At 72.2% G+C, this 18,422-nt stretch carries 18 protein-coding genes and 1 tRNA gene; 12 read left to right on the top strand and 7 right to left on the bottom strand.

The window, feature by feature from the left end:
- Window positions 1-35: 35 nt before the first annotated feature.
- From O7601_RS28290 to O7601_RS28275, 4 genes are all read left to right on the top strand, one after another.
- Window positions 36-473: a DUF3052 domain-containing protein gene (locus tag O7601_RS28290; RefSeq protein WP_281564086.1), complete on the top strand. Its 438-nt coding sequence runs from the start codon at window positions 36-38 to the stop codon at window positions 471-473.
- Window positions 474-525: 52 nt separating this feature from the next.
- On the top strand, window positions 526-990 hold the full coding sequence (locus O7601_RS28285; protein ID WP_281564085.1) for a peroxiredoxin: 465 nt from the start codon (window positions 526-528) through the stop codon (window positions 988-990).
- An 86-nt stretch (window positions 991-1,076) separates the two neighbouring features.
- A tRNA-Val gene (locus O7601_RS28280) sits at window positions 1,077-1,151 on the top strand.
- A 278-nt stretch (window positions 1,152-1,429) separates the two neighbouring features.
- The gene (locus O7601_RS28275) at window positions 1,430-2,227 is read left to right on the top strand and encodes an alpha/beta hydrolase (protein ID WP_281564084.1); all 798 of its coding nucleotides are present in this window, start codon (window positions 1,430-1,432) and stop codon (window positions 2,225-2,227) included.
- Here O7601_RS28275 and O7601_RS28270 read toward each other — a convergent pair.
- The 3 genes from O7601_RS28270 to O7601_RS28260 form a co-directional block, all read right to left on the bottom strand.
- Window positions 2,224-2,904 carry a hypothetical protein gene (locus O7601_RS28270; RefSeq protein WP_281564083.1) on the bottom strand — a complete coding sequence of 227 codons (681 nt, stop codon included), beginning with the start codon at window positions 2,902-2,904 and terminating at the stop codon, window positions 2,224-2,226. The genes O7601_RS28275 and O7601_RS28270 overlap by 4 nt on opposite strands.
- 125 nt (window positions 2,905-3,029) lie before the next feature.
- Window positions 3,030-4,376: a glycosyltransferase gene (locus tag O7601_RS28265; protein WP_281564082.1), complete on the bottom strand. Its 1,347-nt coding sequence runs from the start codon at window positions 4,374-4,376 to the stop codon at window positions 3,030-3,032.
- Entirely contained in the window at window positions 4,373-4,558 is a 186-nt protein-coding gene (locus tag O7601_RS28260; RefSeq protein ID WP_281564081.1) for a hypothetical protein, read from the bottom strand. Before O7601_RS28260 ends, O7601_RS28265 begins: the two co-directional genes overlap by 4 nt.
- A gap of 392 nt (window positions 4,559-4,950) precedes the next feature.
- Here O7601_RS28260 and O7601_RS28255 point away from each other — a divergent pair, with 392 nt between their 5' ends.
- A complete protein-coding gene (locus tag O7601_RS28255) occupies window positions 4,951-6,096 on the top strand; it encodes a polysaccharide pyruvyl transferase family protein (protein WP_281564080.1) in 1,146 nt (381 codons plus the stop codon).
- A gap of 18 nt (window positions 6,097-6,114) precedes the next feature.
- Here O7601_RS28255 and O7601_RS28250 read toward each other — a convergent pair whose 3' ends face one another.
- Complete coding sequence (locus tag O7601_RS28250) at window positions 6,115-6,321, bottom strand: hypothetical protein (protein WP_281564079.1); 207 nt, start codon at window positions 6,319-6,321, stop codon at window positions 6,115-6,117.
- 132 nt (window positions 6,322-6,453) lie between these two features.
- Complete coding sequence (locus O7601_RS28245) at window positions 6,454-7,323, bottom strand: carbohydrate kinase family protein (protein ID WP_281564078.1); 870 nt, start codon at window positions 7,321-7,323, stop codon at window positions 6,454-6,456.
- Window positions 7,324-7,411: 88 nt separating this feature from the next.
- On the opposite strand from O7601_RS28245, the gene O7601_RS28240 reads away from it, so the two are divergent.
- Window positions 7,412-10,639, top strand: a complete 3,228-nt coding sequence (locus O7601_RS28240) for a DEAD/DEAH box helicase (protein WP_281567077.1) — start codon at window positions 7,412-7,414, stop codon at window positions 10,637-10,639.
- The gene (locus O7601_RS28235; protein WP_281564077.1) at window positions 10,636-11,673 is read left to right on the top strand and encodes an SWIM zinc finger family protein; all 1,038 of its coding nucleotides are present in this window, start codon (window positions 10,636-10,638) and stop codon (window positions 11,671-11,673) included. The genes O7601_RS28240 and O7601_RS28235 overlap by 4 nt, the downstream gene beginning before the upstream one ends.
- Before the next feature lie 19 nt (window positions 11,674-11,692).
- On the opposite strand, the gene O7601_RS28230 is transcribed toward O7601_RS28235, so the two are convergent.
- The gene (locus tag O7601_RS28230; RefSeq protein ID WP_093401288.1) at window positions 11,693-11,950 is read right to left on the bottom strand and encodes a DUF3040 domain-containing protein; all 258 of its coding nucleotides are present in this window, start codon (window positions 11,948-11,950) and stop codon (window positions 11,693-11,695) included.
- 479 nt (window positions 11,951-12,429) lie between these two features.
- Between O7601_RS28230 and O7601_RS28225 the strand changes: the two genes are divergently transcribed.
- The 3 genes from O7601_RS28225 to O7601_RS28215 are packed head-to-tail and all read left to right on the top strand — an operon-like array spanning window position 12,430 to window position 15,170.
- Complete coding sequence (locus tag O7601_RS28225) at window positions 12,430-13,833, top strand: ferredoxin reductase family protein (RefSeq protein WP_281564076.1); 1,404 nt, start codon at window positions 12,430-12,432, stop codon at window positions 13,831-13,833.
- A gap of 12 nt (window positions 13,834-13,845) precedes the next feature.
- A complete protein-coding gene (locus O7601_RS28220) occupies window positions 13,846-14,400 on the top strand; it encodes an FMN-binding protein (RefSeq protein ID WP_281564075.1) in 555 nt (184 codons plus the stop codon).
- A 47-nt stretch (window positions 14,401-14,447) separates the two neighbouring features.
- A complete protein-coding gene (locus O7601_RS28215) occupies window positions 14,448-15,170 on the top strand; it encodes an FAD:protein FMN transferase (RefSeq protein ID WP_281567076.1) in 723 nt (240 codons plus the stop codon).
- A gap of 456 nt (window positions 15,171-15,626) precedes the next feature.
- On the opposite strand, the gene O7601_RS28210 is transcribed toward O7601_RS28215, so the two are convergent.
- The gene (locus O7601_RS28210) at window positions 15,627-16,307 is read right to left on the bottom strand and encodes a bifunctional DNA primase/polymerase (protein ID WP_281564074.1); all 681 of its coding nucleotides are present in this window, start codon (window positions 16,305-16,307) and stop codon (window positions 15,627-15,629) included.
- A 240-nt stretch (window positions 16,308-16,547) separates the two neighbouring features.
- Here O7601_RS28210 and O7601_RS28205 point away from each other — a divergent pair, with 240 nt between their 5' ends.
- Window positions 16,548-17,777, top strand: a complete 1,230-nt coding sequence (locus tag O7601_RS28205) for a helix-turn-helix domain-containing protein (RefSeq protein WP_281564073.1) — start codon at window positions 16,548-16,550, stop codon at window positions 17,775-17,777.
- 13 nt (window positions 17,778-17,790) lie between these two features.
- Window positions 17,791-18,363 (top strand): flavoprotein, encoded by a 573-nt coding sequence (locus O7601_RS28200; protein WP_281564072.1) that lies wholly within the window; start codon window positions 17,791-17,793, stop codon window positions 18,361-18,363.
- The last annotated feature ends 59 nt before the right edge of the window (window positions 18,364-18,422 follow it).

Genomic DNA, 18,422 nt, shown 5'->3' with positions numbered 1-18,422 from the left:
GCGCCGGCTCGGACGAGATGAGGAGGCACGCGACAGTGAGCGCGACCGCTGGTCAGGCTGCTGACGGGGTACGCAGCCTGGCGGACCGGTTCGGCATCGAGCCGGGGATGGTCGTCATGGAGATGGGCTACGACGAGGACGTCGACTCCGATCTCCGTGACGCCCTTACCGACCGTTGTGGAGATCTGGTCGACGAGGACACCGACGAGGTGGTCGACGCGGTGCTGGTCTGGTACCGGGACGGCGACGGTGATCTCTTCGAGCTACTCGTCGACGCCCTCGGCCCGCTGGCCGACAACGGGGTCGTGTGGCTGCTGACGCCCAAGGCCGGCCGCGACGGCCACGTCGAGCCGAGCGAGATCGCCGAGTCGGCACCCACCGCTGGTCTTCAGCAGACTTCCACGGTCAACGCCGGTAAGGACTGGAGCGGTGCCCGACTCGTGCTACGTCGCGGCGCCAAGGGCAAGAAGTAACCCGACCCACGGCGAGCGACCGAGGCCGTCCCGAACCGATCCGAGGAGTTCCATGCCCATCGAGGTTGGCGCCGAGGCGCCCGACTTCGAGTTGAAGGACCAGAACAACCAGCAGGTCCGACTCTCTGACTTCCGGGGCCGGCGTACCGTCCTGCTGGTTTTCTACCCACTGGCGTTCACCGTGGTGTGCCAGGGTGAGCTGACCGAGGTACAGGACAACCTCGACGAGTACGTCAACGACGAGGTCCAGGTGCTGACCGTCAGCGTCGACTCGGTGTACGCCCACAAGATCTGGGCGGAGCGGGAGGGCTACCAGTTCCCACTGCTGTCCGACTTCTGGCCGCACGGCGCCGTCGCCCAGGCGTACGGCGTCTTCAACGATGTCGCGGGCATCGCCAACCGGGGCACCTTCGTCATCGACCGGTCCGGCGTGGTCCGCTTCGCCGAGATGAACATGCCCGGTGAGGCCCGCGACCAGCAGGGCTGGCGCAAGGCCGTGGCGGAGGCCACGGCCTGACCCGGCCCACCGGGCGCGAGGCGTCCGCCCGGGCCGGCGGGTGGCAGGGTAAGCTTGCCAACCGCCGGCCCGCCGTACGGCGTTCCGGGCGCGTAGCTCAGCGGGAGAGCACTCGCCTTACAAGCGAGGGGTCGCAGGTTCGAAACCTGCCGCGCCCACCACGCACCATCTACTCGTTCCGTCCGTTCAGGTTGAACATCGCCGGCAGCAGGGTCAGCCCGAACAGGATCAGCAGCTCGCCGGATCCGAGTCGAGCACGCCGAGCAGGCTGCCATCAAGTTGTTGGGCAGGTCGACGACGACGGCCACCGCTCATCCGGGCGGGCACCTGGTGAGTACATCGAGACTCACCGGTCTTATCGGTGTCGGTCCTCCCGACACCGGTCGGCTCGGCCACCGACGGATCGGGGTCGGTCCCGCGTCGGGCACGGAAGGAGCGCATGAGCTACGCGCAGCTTGACGGTGTTCGATTCTGGTACGAGACAGAGGGCAAAGGTCGACCGCTGGTGCTGCTGCACGGCGGTTTCGGCACGACGGAGACCTTCGCCGCGATCCGGCCGGCGCTGGCGCGGCGTCGCCTGGTGGTCAGCGTCGATCTGCCGGGCCACGGCCGCACCGCCGACGTCGGTCGCCCCCTGCGGTACGAGTCGATGGCCGACGACGTGGCCGCGCTGATCGTTCACCTTGGTCTGGCCGAGGCCGAAGTGCTCGGCTTCTCCCTCGGCGGCGGGGTCGCCGTGCGGTTGGCTGTTCAACACCGGCAGCTGCTCCGCCGTCTCGTGGTGGTCTCCGCGCCGTGTCGACGGCAGGGCTGGTTTCCCGAGGTGCTCGCCGGCATGCCCGAGCCCGACGAGGCGGCCGCCGAGCGGATGCGCGGCACGCCGCCCGAGCAGCTCTACCGACGCGTGGCACCCCGCCCGCAGGACTGGCCACGGCTCTGGGCCAGGACCGGCGAGCTGCTGCGGCGTGACTACGACTGGTCGCCCGAGGTCGCGGCGATCACCACGCCGACGATGCTGGTCTTCGCCGACGCCGACTCGGTTCGCCCGGCGCACATGGTGGAGTTCTTCGGCCTGCTCGGCGGCGGCCATCGGGACGCCGGGTGGGACGGCACCGATCGTCCGGCCGCCCGGCTGGCCATCCTCCCTGGGCTCACCCACTACGACATCGTCGACTCACCCGCCCTGCCCACGGCGGTCCTTCCCTTCCTCACCCACCCGTCCACCCCACCCACCTAAAGCCCCTTCCCACCGCCCCCTGCCGCCCCCGCAACATCGGGTCTATCGCAGGGCCGTCGCCGCGAATTGCAGCAACATCGGGGATGTTGTGGGGTCGTCGCCGCTCGGAGGCGGCAGTTTCGGGGATGTTGCTGCCTGCCGGCGTCGGTGCCTGGCGGCGGGCGGCGGGTGCCTGGCGGCGGGTCATCCACGATTCGCCGCCAGCCGGCGAACTCATCGGCCAGCCGGTCGGCGATGGCCGGCACCTCCGTCAGCGGGCTGGGCGTGAGCGCCGTCGCCATTTGTTCCAGGGCGTCCAGCACCGCGTCGAGTTCCTCGCCGTGCCACGGGGTGACCGGGTGCCGCCCGTCGACGTCGGTGAACACCAGCGCCACCCAGTGGCCGTCGTCGTGACAGCCGAGCAACCGGGGCGTCGGGGCGTACGCGGGCAGTGCGGCGGTGATCCGCGCCTCGGTCCGGTGCATGTTCGGGGTGTCCGGGTTCTGGGCCGGGCTGGCCGCCTTGACGAAGGCGCGACGGCCGTTGGCGGTGCGTACCCGGTCGGCGGTGCCGGGAGAATACCCGCCCGGCTGCGACACCGCTTCGATCACCCGGTCGCCGAGGATCCGTTCCACGGCGGATCGGACATCGGGGGGCAACTGGGCCCACCGTAGCCGATTCCGCGTCTGCGCCCGCATGCCGTTCACGCTGCCCGGCGGGCACCCGGAGGGCAAGGCGTTTCCCGCCGTCGCGGGCACTTCCGCCCGGCGCGGGCGGCGGGTGGCAGCCTTGAGCTGCCACCCGCCGGCCCGCCGTGCCGGAGTCAGCGCGCCAGCACGACCTCCACCTGCTTTCGGGTGCCCCAACCGGTCCGCCAGCACGTCGCCGCCCCGTACCAGCGGATCACTCGCAACACCACCGCCGCGAACACCACCGCGACCGGTGCCAACAGCCATGTCCACACCCGGCGGCCGGTCGATTCGTCGGATCGGCAAACCGTCAGATAACGCAACGTCTGTGCCCAGCCCACGATGAACGTCACCGACAACAGCCACGGCAGTGCCGTGAGCGTCGGTTCGACCACCGGGGACACGAACACGACGGTCACGAACACCACGGTGGCGACCACCATCGACGCCCACCGCAGCAGATGTGCCCACCAGGCGTACGACCGCAGCGGCAGGTACCGCACCCGCCACCAGGAGCGGATGAAACTGCCCCGCATCCACCGCAGATACATGCGGCACAGGTGCCCGAACCGGTCCGGCATCAACGCGAACGCGAACGCGGTCGGCTGCTGAACCGTGCGCCCCCTGACCATCGCGAACAAGGTCAACAGTGAATCATCCGAGAAGGTCACCTCCCGGCCGAAGAACCTCTCTGCCAGGTAGCCGTCGAGGTTGTCCCGGACGACGGCTGCCCGATAGGCGGCGATCGGCCCGGAATTGACCCACACCGCCCCGAACACCGACAACGACGAGCGGTCGGTGAGCTGACCCGTGACAAACCACAGGTCGGTGATCCGCGCCAGAAACGACGACCCCACGTTCGCGGCCATCACCACCCCGGCCACCGACTGCACACGAGGATCAGCGAATGGCAGCAGCAGCTCCTCGAGCGCCTGCGGATCGGAAACCGTGTCCGAATCGACCGTCCAGTAGATGTCCGCGTCTCCGGTGGTCCGTACGGCCACGGCCTGGGCGTGCCGCTTGCCGGCGTTCTCCTGGACATGCCATGACACCGCGATCCCCATGGTAGGGGCAGTGGCGAGAAACCACCGCTTCACGGTCTCGTACCCGCCGACATCGGTCGAACCGTCATCCACGACGTAGATGACATCAGGAGTGCGGGTCTGCCTGACCATGGATTCGAGGCAGGCACGCAGCGCCGCCGGATCCTCGTTGTAGACGGGCACGATCGCCACCACCCGCAACCCGTTCAGGTACTCACGAGCCTGGCCGGTCGCCGTCGCCGGTCGCTCCAAATACGCGCCGCCGATCTGCCAGAACAGCAACAGGAACATGCCGGCGTACACGTAGGTGAAGCGGTGCCCGGCGCCGTCGAGGGCACCCGTGACCGCGAGCACGTGGTGTATCGCCCACACTGCCGCGCCGGCCAGCACGACCGCCGCCGCGAGCAGAACCCGCCGGGGTCCGATACGCGCGCTCATCCGTTAATCGGCCGTCCGCGTCGGAACGTCAACCGGATCATGCAGGCACCGATGATCACCATCAGCGCACCGACAGCAGCGATGACCAGCGGCAACGACAGTTGCACAACGCCGACCCCAGCGGTTCCGCCGATGGTGATCACATCGAATCCGGTGCGGGGCAGGGTGCTACCTGACGACATCGAGTTCTCCGCTCGGGGCTGCGGGGGCTGTGACGGCGGGCAGGGTGCAGCCCCAGTCGTGCCCCGGCCGCCGCGTGGATCAGCCGCTCGGGGTGCGGGATCCGGTCGACACCCTCGCAAAGCCGTCAACCAGGGTCAACCACGCTCTGTCACCCCATCGAGCTAATCTGTGACCGCCTGAGGCGCGTCGGAGTTGGCCGGTGCCGGGGGGAGTCGGCTTGTCGACAGCGGCCCCGCGTGGAATGCCGCAGTCTGTGCGGTCGGCCGCAGGTGCCGGCGACACCCCATCCGCCGGCTGCGCCGTCTGCCTCAACTCGCCGAGGAGGCCCCGAGGACTGTTCACCTGCGCAACGGGGAAACGGCGAGCGGACGCACCTGGGGAGGAGCGACGGATGACGCGTGCCGGACTGACCATCGGCGTGCTCGGCTCGTACGGCGGGCGCAACCTGGGCGACGAGGCGATCCTCACCGGCCTGCTGACCGATCTGCGCCAGCAGGAGCCGCACGCCCGGATCATCGTGTTCTCGCGGAATCCCGCACACACAGCGGTCGCCCATCCGGACGTGGAGGCGGTGCCGTGGGAGGGGGTCAGCCGGACCGACTCCGCCCTCGTACTGTCCCAACTCGACCTGCTCATTCTGGGCGGCGGAGGCATCCTCTACGACAAGGAGGCACGCCGCTATCTGCGGGTGGTCCGGGTGGCGCAGGAGCGGGGTCTGCCGCTGCTGACGTACGCCGTCGGCGTCGGGCCGCTCAACGAGATGGTGGACACCGGCATGGTCCGGGAGACGCTGGGCGGTGCGGTCCAGGTGACCGTACGCGACCAGGAGTCGCGGATGGTGCTGGAGGAGGCCGGTCTGCTCAATCCGATCACCGTCACCGGCGACCCGGCGTTCCTGCTGGAACCGGAGGACTTTCCCGCACAGTTCCTCCGCGAGGAGGGCGTGCCGGACGGCAAACGGCTGGTCGGGATGAGCGTGCGGGAGCCGGGCCGGGCGGCGGAACGGCTGGACGTCGACGGGTACCACCGGCTGCTGGCCCAGATCGGTGACTTCCTGGTGCACCGGATCGACGCGCACGTGCTGTTCGTGCCGATGGAACGCGACGACATCCGGCACTCGCACGGGGTGCTTTCACACATGATCGCCGCCGAGCGGGGGCGGATTCTGCACGGCACCTACTCACCGCAGCAGATCCTCGGGTTGATGCGTCACTTCGACCTGGCAGTCGGTATGCGCCTGCACTTCCTGATCTTCGCCGCGATGATGGGTACGCCGTTTCTGCCCCTGCCGTACGCCGGCAAGGTCTTCGACCTCGCGCAGCGACTCGGGGTGCCGGCGTTGCGCGGTGTGGAGCGTGAGGTGGAGGGCCCGCTGCTGGCCGAGGTGGACCAGTTGTGGGACGAGCGCGAGCAGCGGGCCGAGGTCACCGCCCAGCGGGTGGCGCGGGTGTGTGACGAGGCCAGGGGCACCTCCCAGGTCACCCGGGCGGTGCTGGAGAGCCTGCGCAACCGGTCGCTGGTCGAGGTCGGCGCCTGATCGGCGCGGCGGTCGGGCTCAGACCGCCGGCCCCCGCCAGCAGTAGCGCCACTGCTGGCGGTCGGTGTCGACGGACTCCAGCTCGTAGATCTCCGCTGCCGCCAGCCCTTGTGGCCCCAGGTGATGGTGGGTCAGTGGGGGCCGGCCGTTCGGGTCCAGTTCGACGGTGACGTGTTCACCGTTGGCCGTGCCGCCCACCAGTGGGATCTCAACCGTGGATGCCATGCGCCCATCCTGCCCCGGCTCCCGGTGACCCGCAGGGTGAAGCGAGATGATCCCCGGCGTTCTCCGTCTGACGCACAGCACGGGTCAGCGCGACTCGCGCGGCCCGACCCGGCGGCGGCGCGCCTCGGGTGGTCAATCGCGGGGGAGCAGCCCCGGCGGGTACTCCATGCCGTCGTGGGTGCAGGCCGCGGCGGCGACCCGGGACGCGTACCCGGCCGCCTCCCGCCAGGTCGCGCCGCGTGACCGGGCCGCGATGATCCCCGCCGCGAACGCGTCCCCGGCACCGTTGGTGTCGATCACCGGGCCGGGCGGAACGGCCGCCGGAACCCGGTGGACGTCCCGGCCCAGGTACAGGTCGGCGCCGTCCGCGCCCCGGGTCACCAACACCGGGCGCGGTGCCAGCGAGTCAGCCACGGCCGCCGCCCGGGCGTCGAGCGCCGCACCGCTGACCAGCACCAGCTCGGCCACCTCGGCGAAGCGGCGGTGGTACGGGTTGCGCCCGTCCCAGTCGTGCAGGTCGGTCGAGGTGCCGACCCCCTCGCCGAGCACGTCACCGAGGTCGGGCAGCAACTCCCGCACCCATCCCATGATCGACAGGTGCACGTGGGTGGCGTCCTGGATCAGCTCCGCCACCCGGGGTGCCGCGAACGGTGGCGGACCGTCGGAGGCCCGGGGGTCGTACAGCGACATCCGCCGCCCGCCGGGGTCGACCAGGTTCACCGACCGGCGGGTACCCGCCGGGTCGTCGGCCAGGACCGCGTGGACGCCGGTTCGGGCCAGCGCGGCCCGCACGACGGCGCCGGCCGGGTCCACGCCCACCGTGTCGACCACCGTCACCCGCAGCCCGAGCGCCTGCGCGGCGAGAACCACCCCGGCGCCGGTGTTGCCGACCCGCAACTCGATCGGGTCGACGGTGACCGAGTCGAGCACCGGCAGCGGCAGCCGGGGCACCCGCACCCGCACATCGACGCCGAGGCCGCCGATCACCAGGAGGTCGCACATGGCGGCGACGGTAGCCGGTCGACGCCGCCTATCCTGGCCCCGGGTCGCCGCCGACGTGGCGCGACCCGCCCGGTCCGAGGGGGAGTGCGTGCTGGTCGTCCATGGGGTGTGGCTGCCCGGCCGAGGGCTGGCGGTCTGGGGCGAGGACAGCACCCTGCCAGCCCAGGCCCCGCGCCGTCCCGGCCGGGCGCCGCGAGCCCGCCCTCACCCGTTCGCCGCCGGGCACGCCACACTGGCTGCACCGCTGGCCGACGTCGCCGACCCGGACGACCTGGGCACGGCGCTGCTGCGCCTGCCCACCCGCGCCGGCTCGCCGCTGGACTCGCCGGAACTGGTCCGCACCACCGTCGTGGAACCGGTCCGTGGTCCGGTCACCCTCGCCGGCTGGCAGGTCCCGGTGCTGGCGTACGCCCCGGACGCCGCACTTTCGTTGCTGCGTACCGTCGGGAGGCTGGCCGCCGCGCCCGGCGCGACGCTGCGGCACCTGGCCGAACTGGCCGACTTCGCCGCCGACCTGGCCACCCGCGGCCGGGTCCTGCCCAGCCTCGCCGGTCCGTCCTCGGCCGCCGAGGCGTCCGACGCCTGGGCGGTGTGGCGGCCGTTGCTGACCGGCACGGACGCCGCCTGGGCCCGGTCGCTGGTGCTGGCCCTGCCCCCCGCCGCCCGGGCCGTGGTCGAGGCGGAGCTGCCCGCGATGGCGCCCGACGACCGGACCGGACGTCGCGGGGCGGCCCCGCTGGCACCCGGCCGCCGTCGGGCGGCCTCGGCCCGGGTGGCTGCCGACGACTCCGGCCGGCGGTCCGTGACCCGGGCGTCGGGTCGATCCGACGGGTCGGCAGAGGTGCCCGGGCTGCTGGTCGCCGACGCGCTCGACGCGCTCACCGACGCCGCCGTGCGCGCCGCGCTGCCGCCGATGACGCTGGCCCGGGGAGCGCGACCGAACGGTGCCGTGGCGGCCTGGCTGGGCGCGTTGACCGGGCCGCAGCGCGGGTTCACCGCCGAGGCGGCGGCGCTGCGCACGCTCCGCTCCGAGCTGGACCAGTGGCAGCGCGACGCCGCCGGTGGCACGGTGCGGGCCAGCTTCCGGCTGGTCGAGCCGTCGGCCGACGAGCTGACCGGACCGGTGACGGTGGTGCCGGCCGATCCCGATGCCGTGGTCGCCACCACCGGCCGGTGGCGGGTCGAGTTCGGGCTGCGCGCCAACGACGAGCCGGGCCTGCACGTCGACGCCGGACAGGTGTGGCGCGGCGACGGCGTGTCCGTGGCCGGTGACCATCCGCAGGAGATCCTGCTGGCCGAACTCGGCCGGGCCAGCCGACTGTGGCCGGAACTGGACGCGGCCCTGCGTACCGCCCGGCCGGAGGCGCTGGAGCTGGACACCGAGGGCGCGCACCGGTTCCTGCGCGAGGGCGCACCGACGCTGCACGCGGCGGGCTTCACGGTGCTGCTGCCGTCGTGGTGGCGGCGGCCCGCCTCGCGGCTCGGCGCCCGGCTGCGGGCCAGCTCCCGCAGCGCGCCCGGCACGGTCACCGGCCCGGCCGACCGGGTGGGACTGGACGCCCTGGTCGACTACCGCTGGGAGCTGGCCCTCGGCGACGAGCCGTTGACCGCCGACGAGTTGACCCGTCTGGCGGAGCTGAAGACCCCGCTGGTACGGCTGCGGGGGCGCTGGGTCGAGCTGGATCCGAAGCGGCTCGCCGCCGGCCTGCGCCTGCTGCGGTCCTCCGGTGAGTTGACCGTGGCCGACCTGCTGCGGCTCGGCCTGTCCGACGTCGAGCAGCCGGACGCGTTGCCGGTGCTGGAGGTGAGCGCCGACGGTGCGCTCGGTGACCTGCTCGCCGGGGCGGTGGACCGGCGGCTCGCCCCGCTGGACGAGCCGCCGTCCTTCCACGGCACGCTACGGCCGTACCAGCGGCGAGGGTTGGCCTGGCTGGCGTTCCTCCAGTCGCTGGGGCTCGGTGGGGTGCTCGCCGACGACATGGGGCTGGGTAAGACGGTGCAGCTGCTGGCACTGCTGGCCGCCGACCCGCCGCAGGCCGGTCCGACCCTGCTGATCTGTCCGATGTCGCTGGTCGGCAACTGGCAGCGGGAGGCCGCCCGGTTCACCCCGGACAAGCGCGTACACGTGCATCACGGCGCGCAGCGGGCTCGCGGCGCGGAGTTCACCGCCACCGTGCACGCCGCGGACCTGGTCCTCAGCACGTACTCGGTGGCTGCCCGGGATGCCGCGGAGCTGGCCGGCGTCGACTGGCACCGGGTGGTGGTCGACGAGGCCCAGGCCATCAAGAACGCCGCCACCCGGCAGGCCGAGGCGGTACGCGCACTGCCCGCCCGGCACCGCATCGCGGTCACCGGCACGCCGGTGGAGAACCGGCTGGCGGACCTCTGGTCCATCATGCAGTTCGCCAATCCGGGCCTGCTCGGTCCGGCGGCGACGTTCCGCAAACGGTTCGCCGAACCGATCGAACGGCACGGGGACACCGAGGCCGCCGAACGGCTCCGCCGGATCACCGGCCCGTTCGTGCTGCGCCGGCTCAAGACCGACTCGTCGATCATCTCGGACCTGCCGGAGAAGCTGGAGATGGAGGTTTTCTGCAACCTCACCGCCGAGCAGGCGGCGCTGTACCGGGTGGTCGTCGACGACATGCTGGCCCGGATCGAATCCAGCGACGGCATCGAGCGGCGCGGACTGGTGCTGGCCACCATGACCCGGCTCAAGCAGGTCTGCAACCATCCCGCGCAGCTGCTGCGCGACGGCTCGCCCCTGACCGGACGGTCGGGCAAGCTGGCCCGACTGGAGGAGATCCTCGACGAGGTCCTCGCGGCCGGGGAGAAGGCCCTGCTGTTCACCCAGTACGCGGAGTTCGGCGGGATGCTGCGCGGGCACCTGTCCGCCCGGTTCGGCCGGGAGGTCCTGTTCCTGCACGGCGGGGTCGGTAAGGCCGACCGGGATGCGATGGTGACCCGCTTCCAGTCCGACGGCGGACCCGCGCTGTTCGTCCTCTCGCTCAAGGCCGGCGGCACCGGACTGACATTGACGGCCGCCAACCACGTGGTGCACGTCGACAGGTGGTGGAACCCGGCGGTGGAGGACCAGGCCACCGACCGGGCGTTCCGGATCGGACAGCGGCGCCGGGTGCAGGTCCGCAAGTTCGTCTGCGCCGGCACGGTGGAGGAGAAGGTGGCCGCGCTGATCGCCGACAAGCGTGGCCTGGCCGCCTCGGTGGTCGGCGCCGGCGAGCAGTGGGTCACCGAGCTGTCCACCGCTCAGCTACGGGAGTTGTTCGCGCTGGAGGCGGGGGCGGTGGCCGAGTGAGGGCCGACGACGGCGGCAGGTTCGCCGACTACGGCCCGCCACGCCGGGTCGACGGCGGTCTGCGGGCCCGCAGCACCCGGGGCGCGATCGGCGTCTCCTGGTGGTCCCGCCGGTTCCTGGAGGTGCTGGAGTCGTTCGCGCTCGGCACCCGGCTGACCCGGGGTCGGTCGTACGCCCGCGCCGGTCAGGTGCTCCGCCTCGACGTCGCGCCGGGCGTGGTGACCGCTGTGGTGCAGGGCTCCCGGGCCAGGCCGTATCAGGTCAGCGTCGCGCTGCCACCCTTTCCGGTCCGGCTGTGGACCCGGATCGAGGGGCAACTCGCCGCGCGGGCGTTCTTCAGTGCCCGGCTGCTCGCCGGCGATCTGCCGGCCGAGTTGGAGGAGCTGTTCGTCGCGGCCGACGCGCCGCTGTTTCCGGCGGCGATCAGCGATCTCGACCAGCGGTGTTCGTGCCCGGACGTCGCGGTGCCCTGCAAACACCTCGCGGCCACCTTCTACCTGCTCGCCGAGGCGTTCGACGCGGACCCGTTCACCCTGCTGCACTGGCGTGGGCGCAGCCGGGCGGACCTGCTCGCCCGGCTGCGGCAGCTGCGTGCCGACGCATCGGGCACCGAAGCCCCGCCGGGCCTACGGCCCGGTGGTCGCGAACCGGCGGGCCGGCGGCGCGGTGGCGGCGATCCGGCGGGCCGAGCCGACGGACCGGCGCAGCGGGACGTGACGGCGCCGACGAACCCGACCGGCCACAGTGCCTCGTCGGGCGCCGGGACGGCCGACACCGGCTGGCCCGGCGACCCCGAGCTGGACGTGCCCGCTGCCGGGTCCGTCCGGGCGCTGGCCGACCTGTCCGTCACGCCGCTGGCCGAGGCGGTCGACCGGTTCTGGTTGCCGCCCGTGCCGCTGCCGGACCGCCCACCGAGCCTGACCGCCCGACCGGACCTGTTGCTGCGGCAACTGGGCGCGCCCGCGCCGGCCATCGGTGGGCCGGGACTCGTCGAACGCCTGCGCCACGCCTACCGTCAGCTCGGCGAGCAGTGAGTCACCACGACCGTCCGGGTCACAGCCAACGTTGACGGAACCGCCACATCAGTGCCGCGTTGGTCAACAGCACCACCGCGAAGATCGCCCCGGCCAGCCGGCCGGCGAGTACGGTGGTCGCCGGCAGCGCCGCCCAGAGTACGACGGTCAACAACAGCAGCCAGCGGCCGTGTCGGCCCCGGGCCCGGTGGTCGAGCCGGGCGAAGAACGCCGGATCACTCTCCCGCAGGTGGCGGGTGATCTGCTCGAATCTGCGTTGATCCTCTTTGCTGAGCATGTGCCTTCCCCTCACGCGTTCAGCAACGGTGCGAGGGAGTACCCGCTGCGGAGAGGGCTCACGCGCTCTTCCTGTTGCTACTTTGGCGCCGACGGCTCGGTAGCACGGCCGGGCGACAGCTCACCAACCCCTTATCCGAGCCTTAAATTTTCCGGCACGACGAAGCGGCGCGGCGGGGGTAGCGGCTGTGGAATTGTGGCCCGCGGGGCAACGGTGACGGGCGAAGGCCCTGCTTGTGCCGTGCGTACCCGATTGGCCGGTAACCGCCCGCCGGCTACCCGTGATGAGCTCCGCCTTAAGTGTCCCGGCCTGGGGCGGGCGGCGGTCTTGTCGGGGCGGCGACCGGTGACTACCTTGCCGGGGCAAACCCTCAGCAGCAGGCGTCGCACCTCGGCAGACCGGTCACGTCCAGGGTCGACGCCCGGCAGGAATCGGAAACGGTGCATGGCCGATCAGCTCGACGAGTGCGGCGGCCGGTCGTGACGACCTACCCGCGCCCGTACGTCAGTCCCCGGCCGGCCGGGTCGGGGTCGCATGCGTCCGCCCCACCGCTGGCCGTGCCGCGGCGCGGCGCCAACGGCCGGCGGCTGCTGATCGTGCTGTTCCTGGGCGGCCTCGTGGCCAGCGTGCTGCCGTGGTGGTGGGACACCCCGGCCGGCTCGTTGACCGGTGCCACCGCGATGACCACGGCCGCCGGGCAGATCACCGGGCTGGTCGCCGGCTACCTGCTGCTGGTCCAGGTGCTGATGATGAGCCGCCTGCCGGTCCTCGAACGGTGGGCCGGTGGCGAGCGGATCGCCCGTTGGCACCGCGACGTCGCGGCCACACTGCTGGTCGCGGTGCTGGCCCACACGGCGTTGATCCTGGTCGGCTACGCCGGCCTGGAGGGTCGCTCGCCGCTCGGCCAGGCCGGCGTGATGCTCCGCGAATACCAGGACATGGCCTCCGCGTTCGCCGCTGCCGGCCTGCTGGTGCTGGTCGGGTTGGTCAGCGTACGGGCGGTACGCCGGGTGCTGCCGTACGAACTGTGGCACGCCACCCACCTGGCCGCGTACGCCGTGCTGCTGCTCGGCTTCGCCCACCAGTTCAGCAACGGCAGTCAGCTGTTCCGGCCCGGCCCGGCGCGTACCGGATGGATCGCCCTGTACGTGCTGGTGGTCGTCGCCTGGCTGTGGGGTCGGGTGATCATCCCGGTGCGGTTCAACCTGCGGCACCGGCTACGGGTCAGCGACGTGGTCACCGAAAGTCCCGACGCCGTCTCGCTCTACCTGACCGGGTCGGACCTCGGCCGGCTGGAGCTGTTGGGTGGGCAGTTCTTCCGCTGGCGCTTCCTGACCCGGGGCTGCTGGTGGCAGTCGCACCCGTTCTCGGTCTCCGCCGCCGCCAACGACCGGTGGCTGCGACTGACCGTCAAGGTGGTCGGTCGGCACACCCAGGACCTACGCAATCTCGACCCGGGCGTACGCGTCTGGGCGGTCGGCCCGTCGGGCACCTGCACGGCGGCCCACCGCACCCGCGAGCGCGCGTTGCTGATCGCCGCCGGCAGCGGCATCACCCCGCTGCGGGCCATGTTGGAGGAACTACCGCCCGGTGCCGCGCTGATCTACCGGGCCCGTACCCCCGCCGACGTGCTGTTGCAGGAGGAGTTGGACTGGCTGGCCCGCAACCGCGGTCTGCGGGCCTGGTACGTCGTCGGCTCCCGCAACGACCCGGGCCCACGGCAGGTGATGACCCCGGACGGGCTGCGCCAACTGGTGCCGGACGTTTCCCGTCGCGACGTCTACCTGTGTGGCCCACCCGGCCTGGTCGAGCAGTATCGCCGGGTGCTCCGCCAGGCCGGCGTCCGCCGTCGCCAGATCCACCTCGCCACCTTCGAACTCTGAGAGGGCCACCGAATGCGCCGCCCGCTCCTCGCGATCACCGGCCTGGCCGCCAGCACCGCCGCGCTGGTGGTGTTCAAGGCCGCCCCGGGCACCGGCCAACCCGTCCGGGAGGTGCCCGCCGCCGAGGGGGCGGCGCCAGCGGCCGGCTCGGACGAGACGACGCCGCAGGCCGACGCCGCGCCGGGACCGACGCGCAGCGCTGCCGGCCCGAGCCGGTCCGCTGCGAGCGGCACACCGAGTACCCCCGCCGCGTCCCGGGCCGGCCCGGCTGCCGCGACACCCACCGCCAGCACGCTCGTCGGTCCGGTGGTGAGCAACGAGTTCGGCGACGTACAGGTCCGCATCACGGTGGTCGGCGATCAGATCGTCAATGCGGCGGCGCAGCGGTTGCCGCGCGGGACGGCCCAGTCCGACCAGCGCAGCGACCAGGTCGACAGCCGGTACAGCGGTGCGGTGGGGATGGTGGTGGAACGGCAGAGCGCCGACCTGGACACCATCTCGGGCGCGACCGCGACCAGCGACTCCTACCGACGGTCCTTGCAGGCCGCGATCGACCAGACCCGATGAGCGCGGACACCTCGACCCGACCCGGGCTGCGTCGGGTCGAACACGTGATGGGCACCCCGGTCAGTCTCGACATCGCCGACGACCGGCCCACGACCGAGCTGGCCGCGCTGGCCGACGAGGTGTTCGCCTGGCTGCGCGAGGTGGACGCGAGGTTCAGCACGTACCGGCCGGACAGCGAGGTGTGTCGCTTCGACCGGGGCGAACTGCTGCTGTCCGAGGCGTCGGCCGACCTGCGCCGGGTGCTGGAACGGTGCGCCGACCTGTGGAGCGTCACCGACGGCTTCTTCGACGCGTACGCCACCGGGCGGTTGGATCCGTCCGGGTACGTCAAGGGCTGGGCGGTCCAGGTGGCCTCGGACCGGTTGCGCGCGACGGGCGTCGACAACCACTGCCTGAACGCCGGTGGTGACGTCCGGGTGCGGGGCCGCTCCTCGACCGGGCTGCCGTGGCGGATCGGTGTGCGGCACCCGTGGAACCCGGCGGCGGTATGCGTGGTGCTCACCGGGACAGACCTGGCGGTCGCCACGTCGGGTGTCTACGAACGTGGCCCGCACGTGCGGGATCCTCGTCGTGGCGCGCCCGCCCGGGGTCTGCGCTCGGTGACGGTGGTCGGGCACGACCTCGGGTTGGCCGACGCGTACGCCACCGCGGCGGTGGCCATGGGCCTGGCGGGGATCGGCTGGCTGGATCGGCTGCCCGGGCACCGGCACGTGGTGGTCACCGACGACGCGCGGTGCCTGCACTCCACCAACCTGCCACTGACCAACTAGGCCCCCGTCCCACGCCAGCAGACTGTGCCGGGGCAGTCATGGCTGTCGACGCGCCGGCCGGAGACCATCGCCGCTGCCACGGGTCCGGCGCTGCGGTGAGCTGGCTAATGATGTGGCGCCGTGCCGGAGGGGAACCGGGTCAGGGCCAGCGGGCTGGGCGGTGGGTGGTGGCTGGGCGGGATCCGGTTGGCCGGGGACGGCCGGGCCGGGCGCCCGGGGGACGGGTGGCCGCCCATCGGTGGCCGGGTCGGTGTCGCCGGGGCGGCTCTGCTCCGCCCGGGTGGTTTCTGGTGTCGCCGGTGGACATCGCATCCCCGCTCCCGGCGCGGGCGCGCCGTCGAAGGATTCAACGAGCGCCGGTAGGTTCGGGTCTCGCTGCCGGTGCGGCGGAGCGCGGCGAGGCAGGTGCCGGAGGCGGTCCGGCAGGGGCCGGCGACGGCCGAGCCCGGTGCCCGTTCAGCGGCCTCGGCGGGGCAGCGGAAGGTGCCCGGGGACCAGCGCCGACGTCAGCGTCACGCCAGTCGCACGCAGCGCCTCGACCAGCGTGTTCTGCACCAGGTAGGCGTCCGGTAGCTGCCACCGGGCCTGTTCCGGTGCCACCGCCCAGCGGACCTGGCCCTCGGGCAGCCGGGTGGGTGGCGCCGGAATCCACGAGCCACGACCGTGCAGCACCACGTCGAAACAGTGCTCCAGTTCCGGTCGCAGCGGGTCGCCCGGCCGGACCAGGAACATCCACCGCCCGGTCGGGGTGACCAGCACCGGTCCGCGTACCCCCGGGCCGACCGGGTGGACGCGCACCGCATCCAGAACCAGCCGGCCCAGGTGGGCGGGAACCTCCAGCACGTCGAAGGAGCGGCCGGTGGGCAGCAGTACGCCATGTGGCCGGGACCGCCACCAGGTGGCCACTCGCGCCGGGTCGGTGCTGGCCGCGTGCTCCCAGTCCTCCAGAGCAGGATGGCAGCCGACGGTCGGGCAGCCGGCCCGGCCGCAGACGAAGCGGTTCCGCGCCAGGCAGGCGCCCGGGGTGATGGCCCAGCCGTGCAAGGCGTACCGCACGGCGATCCGGCGCAGCCGTACCCGTTCCAACGGCGACAGACGCGCCACGTGCGGTGCGACATTCCCCCACATTGGTGCCATCTCCCCTCGCCGCGCCTGACCGGCGTCAGCTCGTACCTCGAGACCCGTCACTGCCGTAGCCCGCCATCGTTTTGTTTGACAAAGTGGCCGATGCAACTTGCACGAAAGTACGAGGCTCGGCCGGACGGCTGACGCACCTCCTGTGCGACCAGCGAAAACTTGAGATCCGGACGGATCGCCGCGCCCACGGAACGGCCCCCGGCCCTCGGCCAGGGCTCCAGCAGAGGGAGGACTGGGGAGATGGACGAGCTACCCATCGGGCGGCGGGTGGCGTACTGGCGCGGCCGGCGGAAAATGTCTCAGCAGGTCTTCGCCGACCGGTTGGGCAAGTCGAAGAGCTGGGTCGACAAGATCGAGCGGGGTGTGCGGCGGCTGGACAAGTTCTCCGTGCTCTACGAGATCGCCGACATCCTTCAGATGGACGTGCAGTTGCTGCTCGGCAAGGATCCGGAGCGGCGTACCGACGCGCTCAACTGCATCGACCAGTTCGAGGTCGAGGAGATCCGGGCCGCGCTGGAGCGGTACGACTCGATCAGCGCGTACTTCGACGCGGCACCGAGCCCACCGCCGCTGGCCGACATGAGCAAGGCGGTCACCCACGCCTGGCTCACCTACCAGTACGGGCGCTACGGGATGCTCACCCGGGCCCTGCCGAAGCTGCTCCGCGATGCCCAGGCGGCCGACGCGGCGTACGGGGGAGACCAGTCCCAGCGTGCCGCCCACCTGCTCGGGCAGGTCTACCAGCTCGCCTCCTCGGTGTTGCGCAAACTCGGCGAGTGCGATCTCGCCTGGCTCGCCGCCGACCGTTCCATCGCCGTCGCCCAGCGCGCCGACGACCAGCTGCTCGCCGGGGTGGCCGCCACCCGGGTCTGCAACGCGCTGGTGGCGATGGGTCGGCCCCGGCCGGCGCTTGAGCTGAACGTGCGGATCGCCAACCAACTGGCCCCGGGCGGCGGCAACGACAGTCGTCCCGAACGCCTCTCCGTCTACGGGATGCTGCTGCTCCAGGGTGCGATGGCCGCCTCACGCATCGGTGACAGCGCCACCGTCGAAGATCTGCTCGACGGAGCCCACGCGGCGGCGGTCGAGCTCGGCGGCGACCACAACCACTACTGGACCTCGTTCGGGCCGACGAATGTGGAGCTGCACCGGGCGGCGGCCGCCGTCGAGCTGGGCGACGGCGGCCGGGCCGTCGAGGTGCACCGCCAGAGAATCGAGCCCGCGCTGTTCGACGCCATGCTGCCCGAACGCCGGGCGCATCACCTGCTCGACCTGGCCCGGGGTTTCGCTCTGATCGGCGACGTGGCCAACGCCGGCGAGATGCTGCTGCGCGGTGACCGCCTGGCACCGTCCGAGATTCGCTGCCGCCCGATCGCCCATGAGGTGATGTCGGACGTCCTTCGTCGCACACGTGGTGCGCCGCCTTCTCCGATCGCGGAGTTGGCTGAGCACATGGGAGTAGGAGTATGACCTCGGAGCCGGCATGACCGGTTCGCACCGCCACGACGGGCACCGCCAGGTGCTCTACATCATCGCCTGTGGCTCACCACTGGCCCGAGACGTGGGCCGGCTCGTCGACCTTGCCCAGCAGGACGGCTGGGACGTCTGCGTGATCACCACGCCCGACGGTGCCAAGTTCGTCGATCGCACCGCCCTGGCCCGTCAGACCGGTCACCCGGTACGCACGCACTACAAAAACCCGGGCGACCCCGACGTGCTGCCCACCGCCGACGCCATGATCGTCTGTCCGGCCACGGTCAACACCGTCAACAAGTGGGTGGCCGGCATCGCGGACACCCTCGCCCTGGGGCTGCTGGTCGAGGCCCAGGGCCGGGGGATACCGCTGGTGGCCGTGCCGTACACCAACGCGGCGATGGCCGCCCACCCCGCCTTCCGGGCGGGCCTCGCGCGGCTCTCCGAATGGGGGGTGGGCGTGCTCTTCGGTGACGACGTCTACCCCCTGCATCCGCCCGGGACGGGTGAGCGACACCAGCACACCTTTCCGTGGGCGCTGCCGCTGACCGCCGTGCGTGACCACCTCTGCCGGACCGGTTGACCGGCATCCCACAGCTGATGCCGCCGGTCGGGCCCGGGCACAGCTCGGTACCGGCCGCC

The sequence above is a fragment of the Verrucosispora sp. WMMD573 genome (assembly GCF_027497175.1).
GTDB lineage: Bacteria > Actinomycetota > Actinomycetes > Mycobacteriales > Micromonosporaceae > Micromonospora.
Note: the sequence above shows the minus strand (reverse complement) of the source record. Positions and strands in the feature narration are given on the sequence as shown.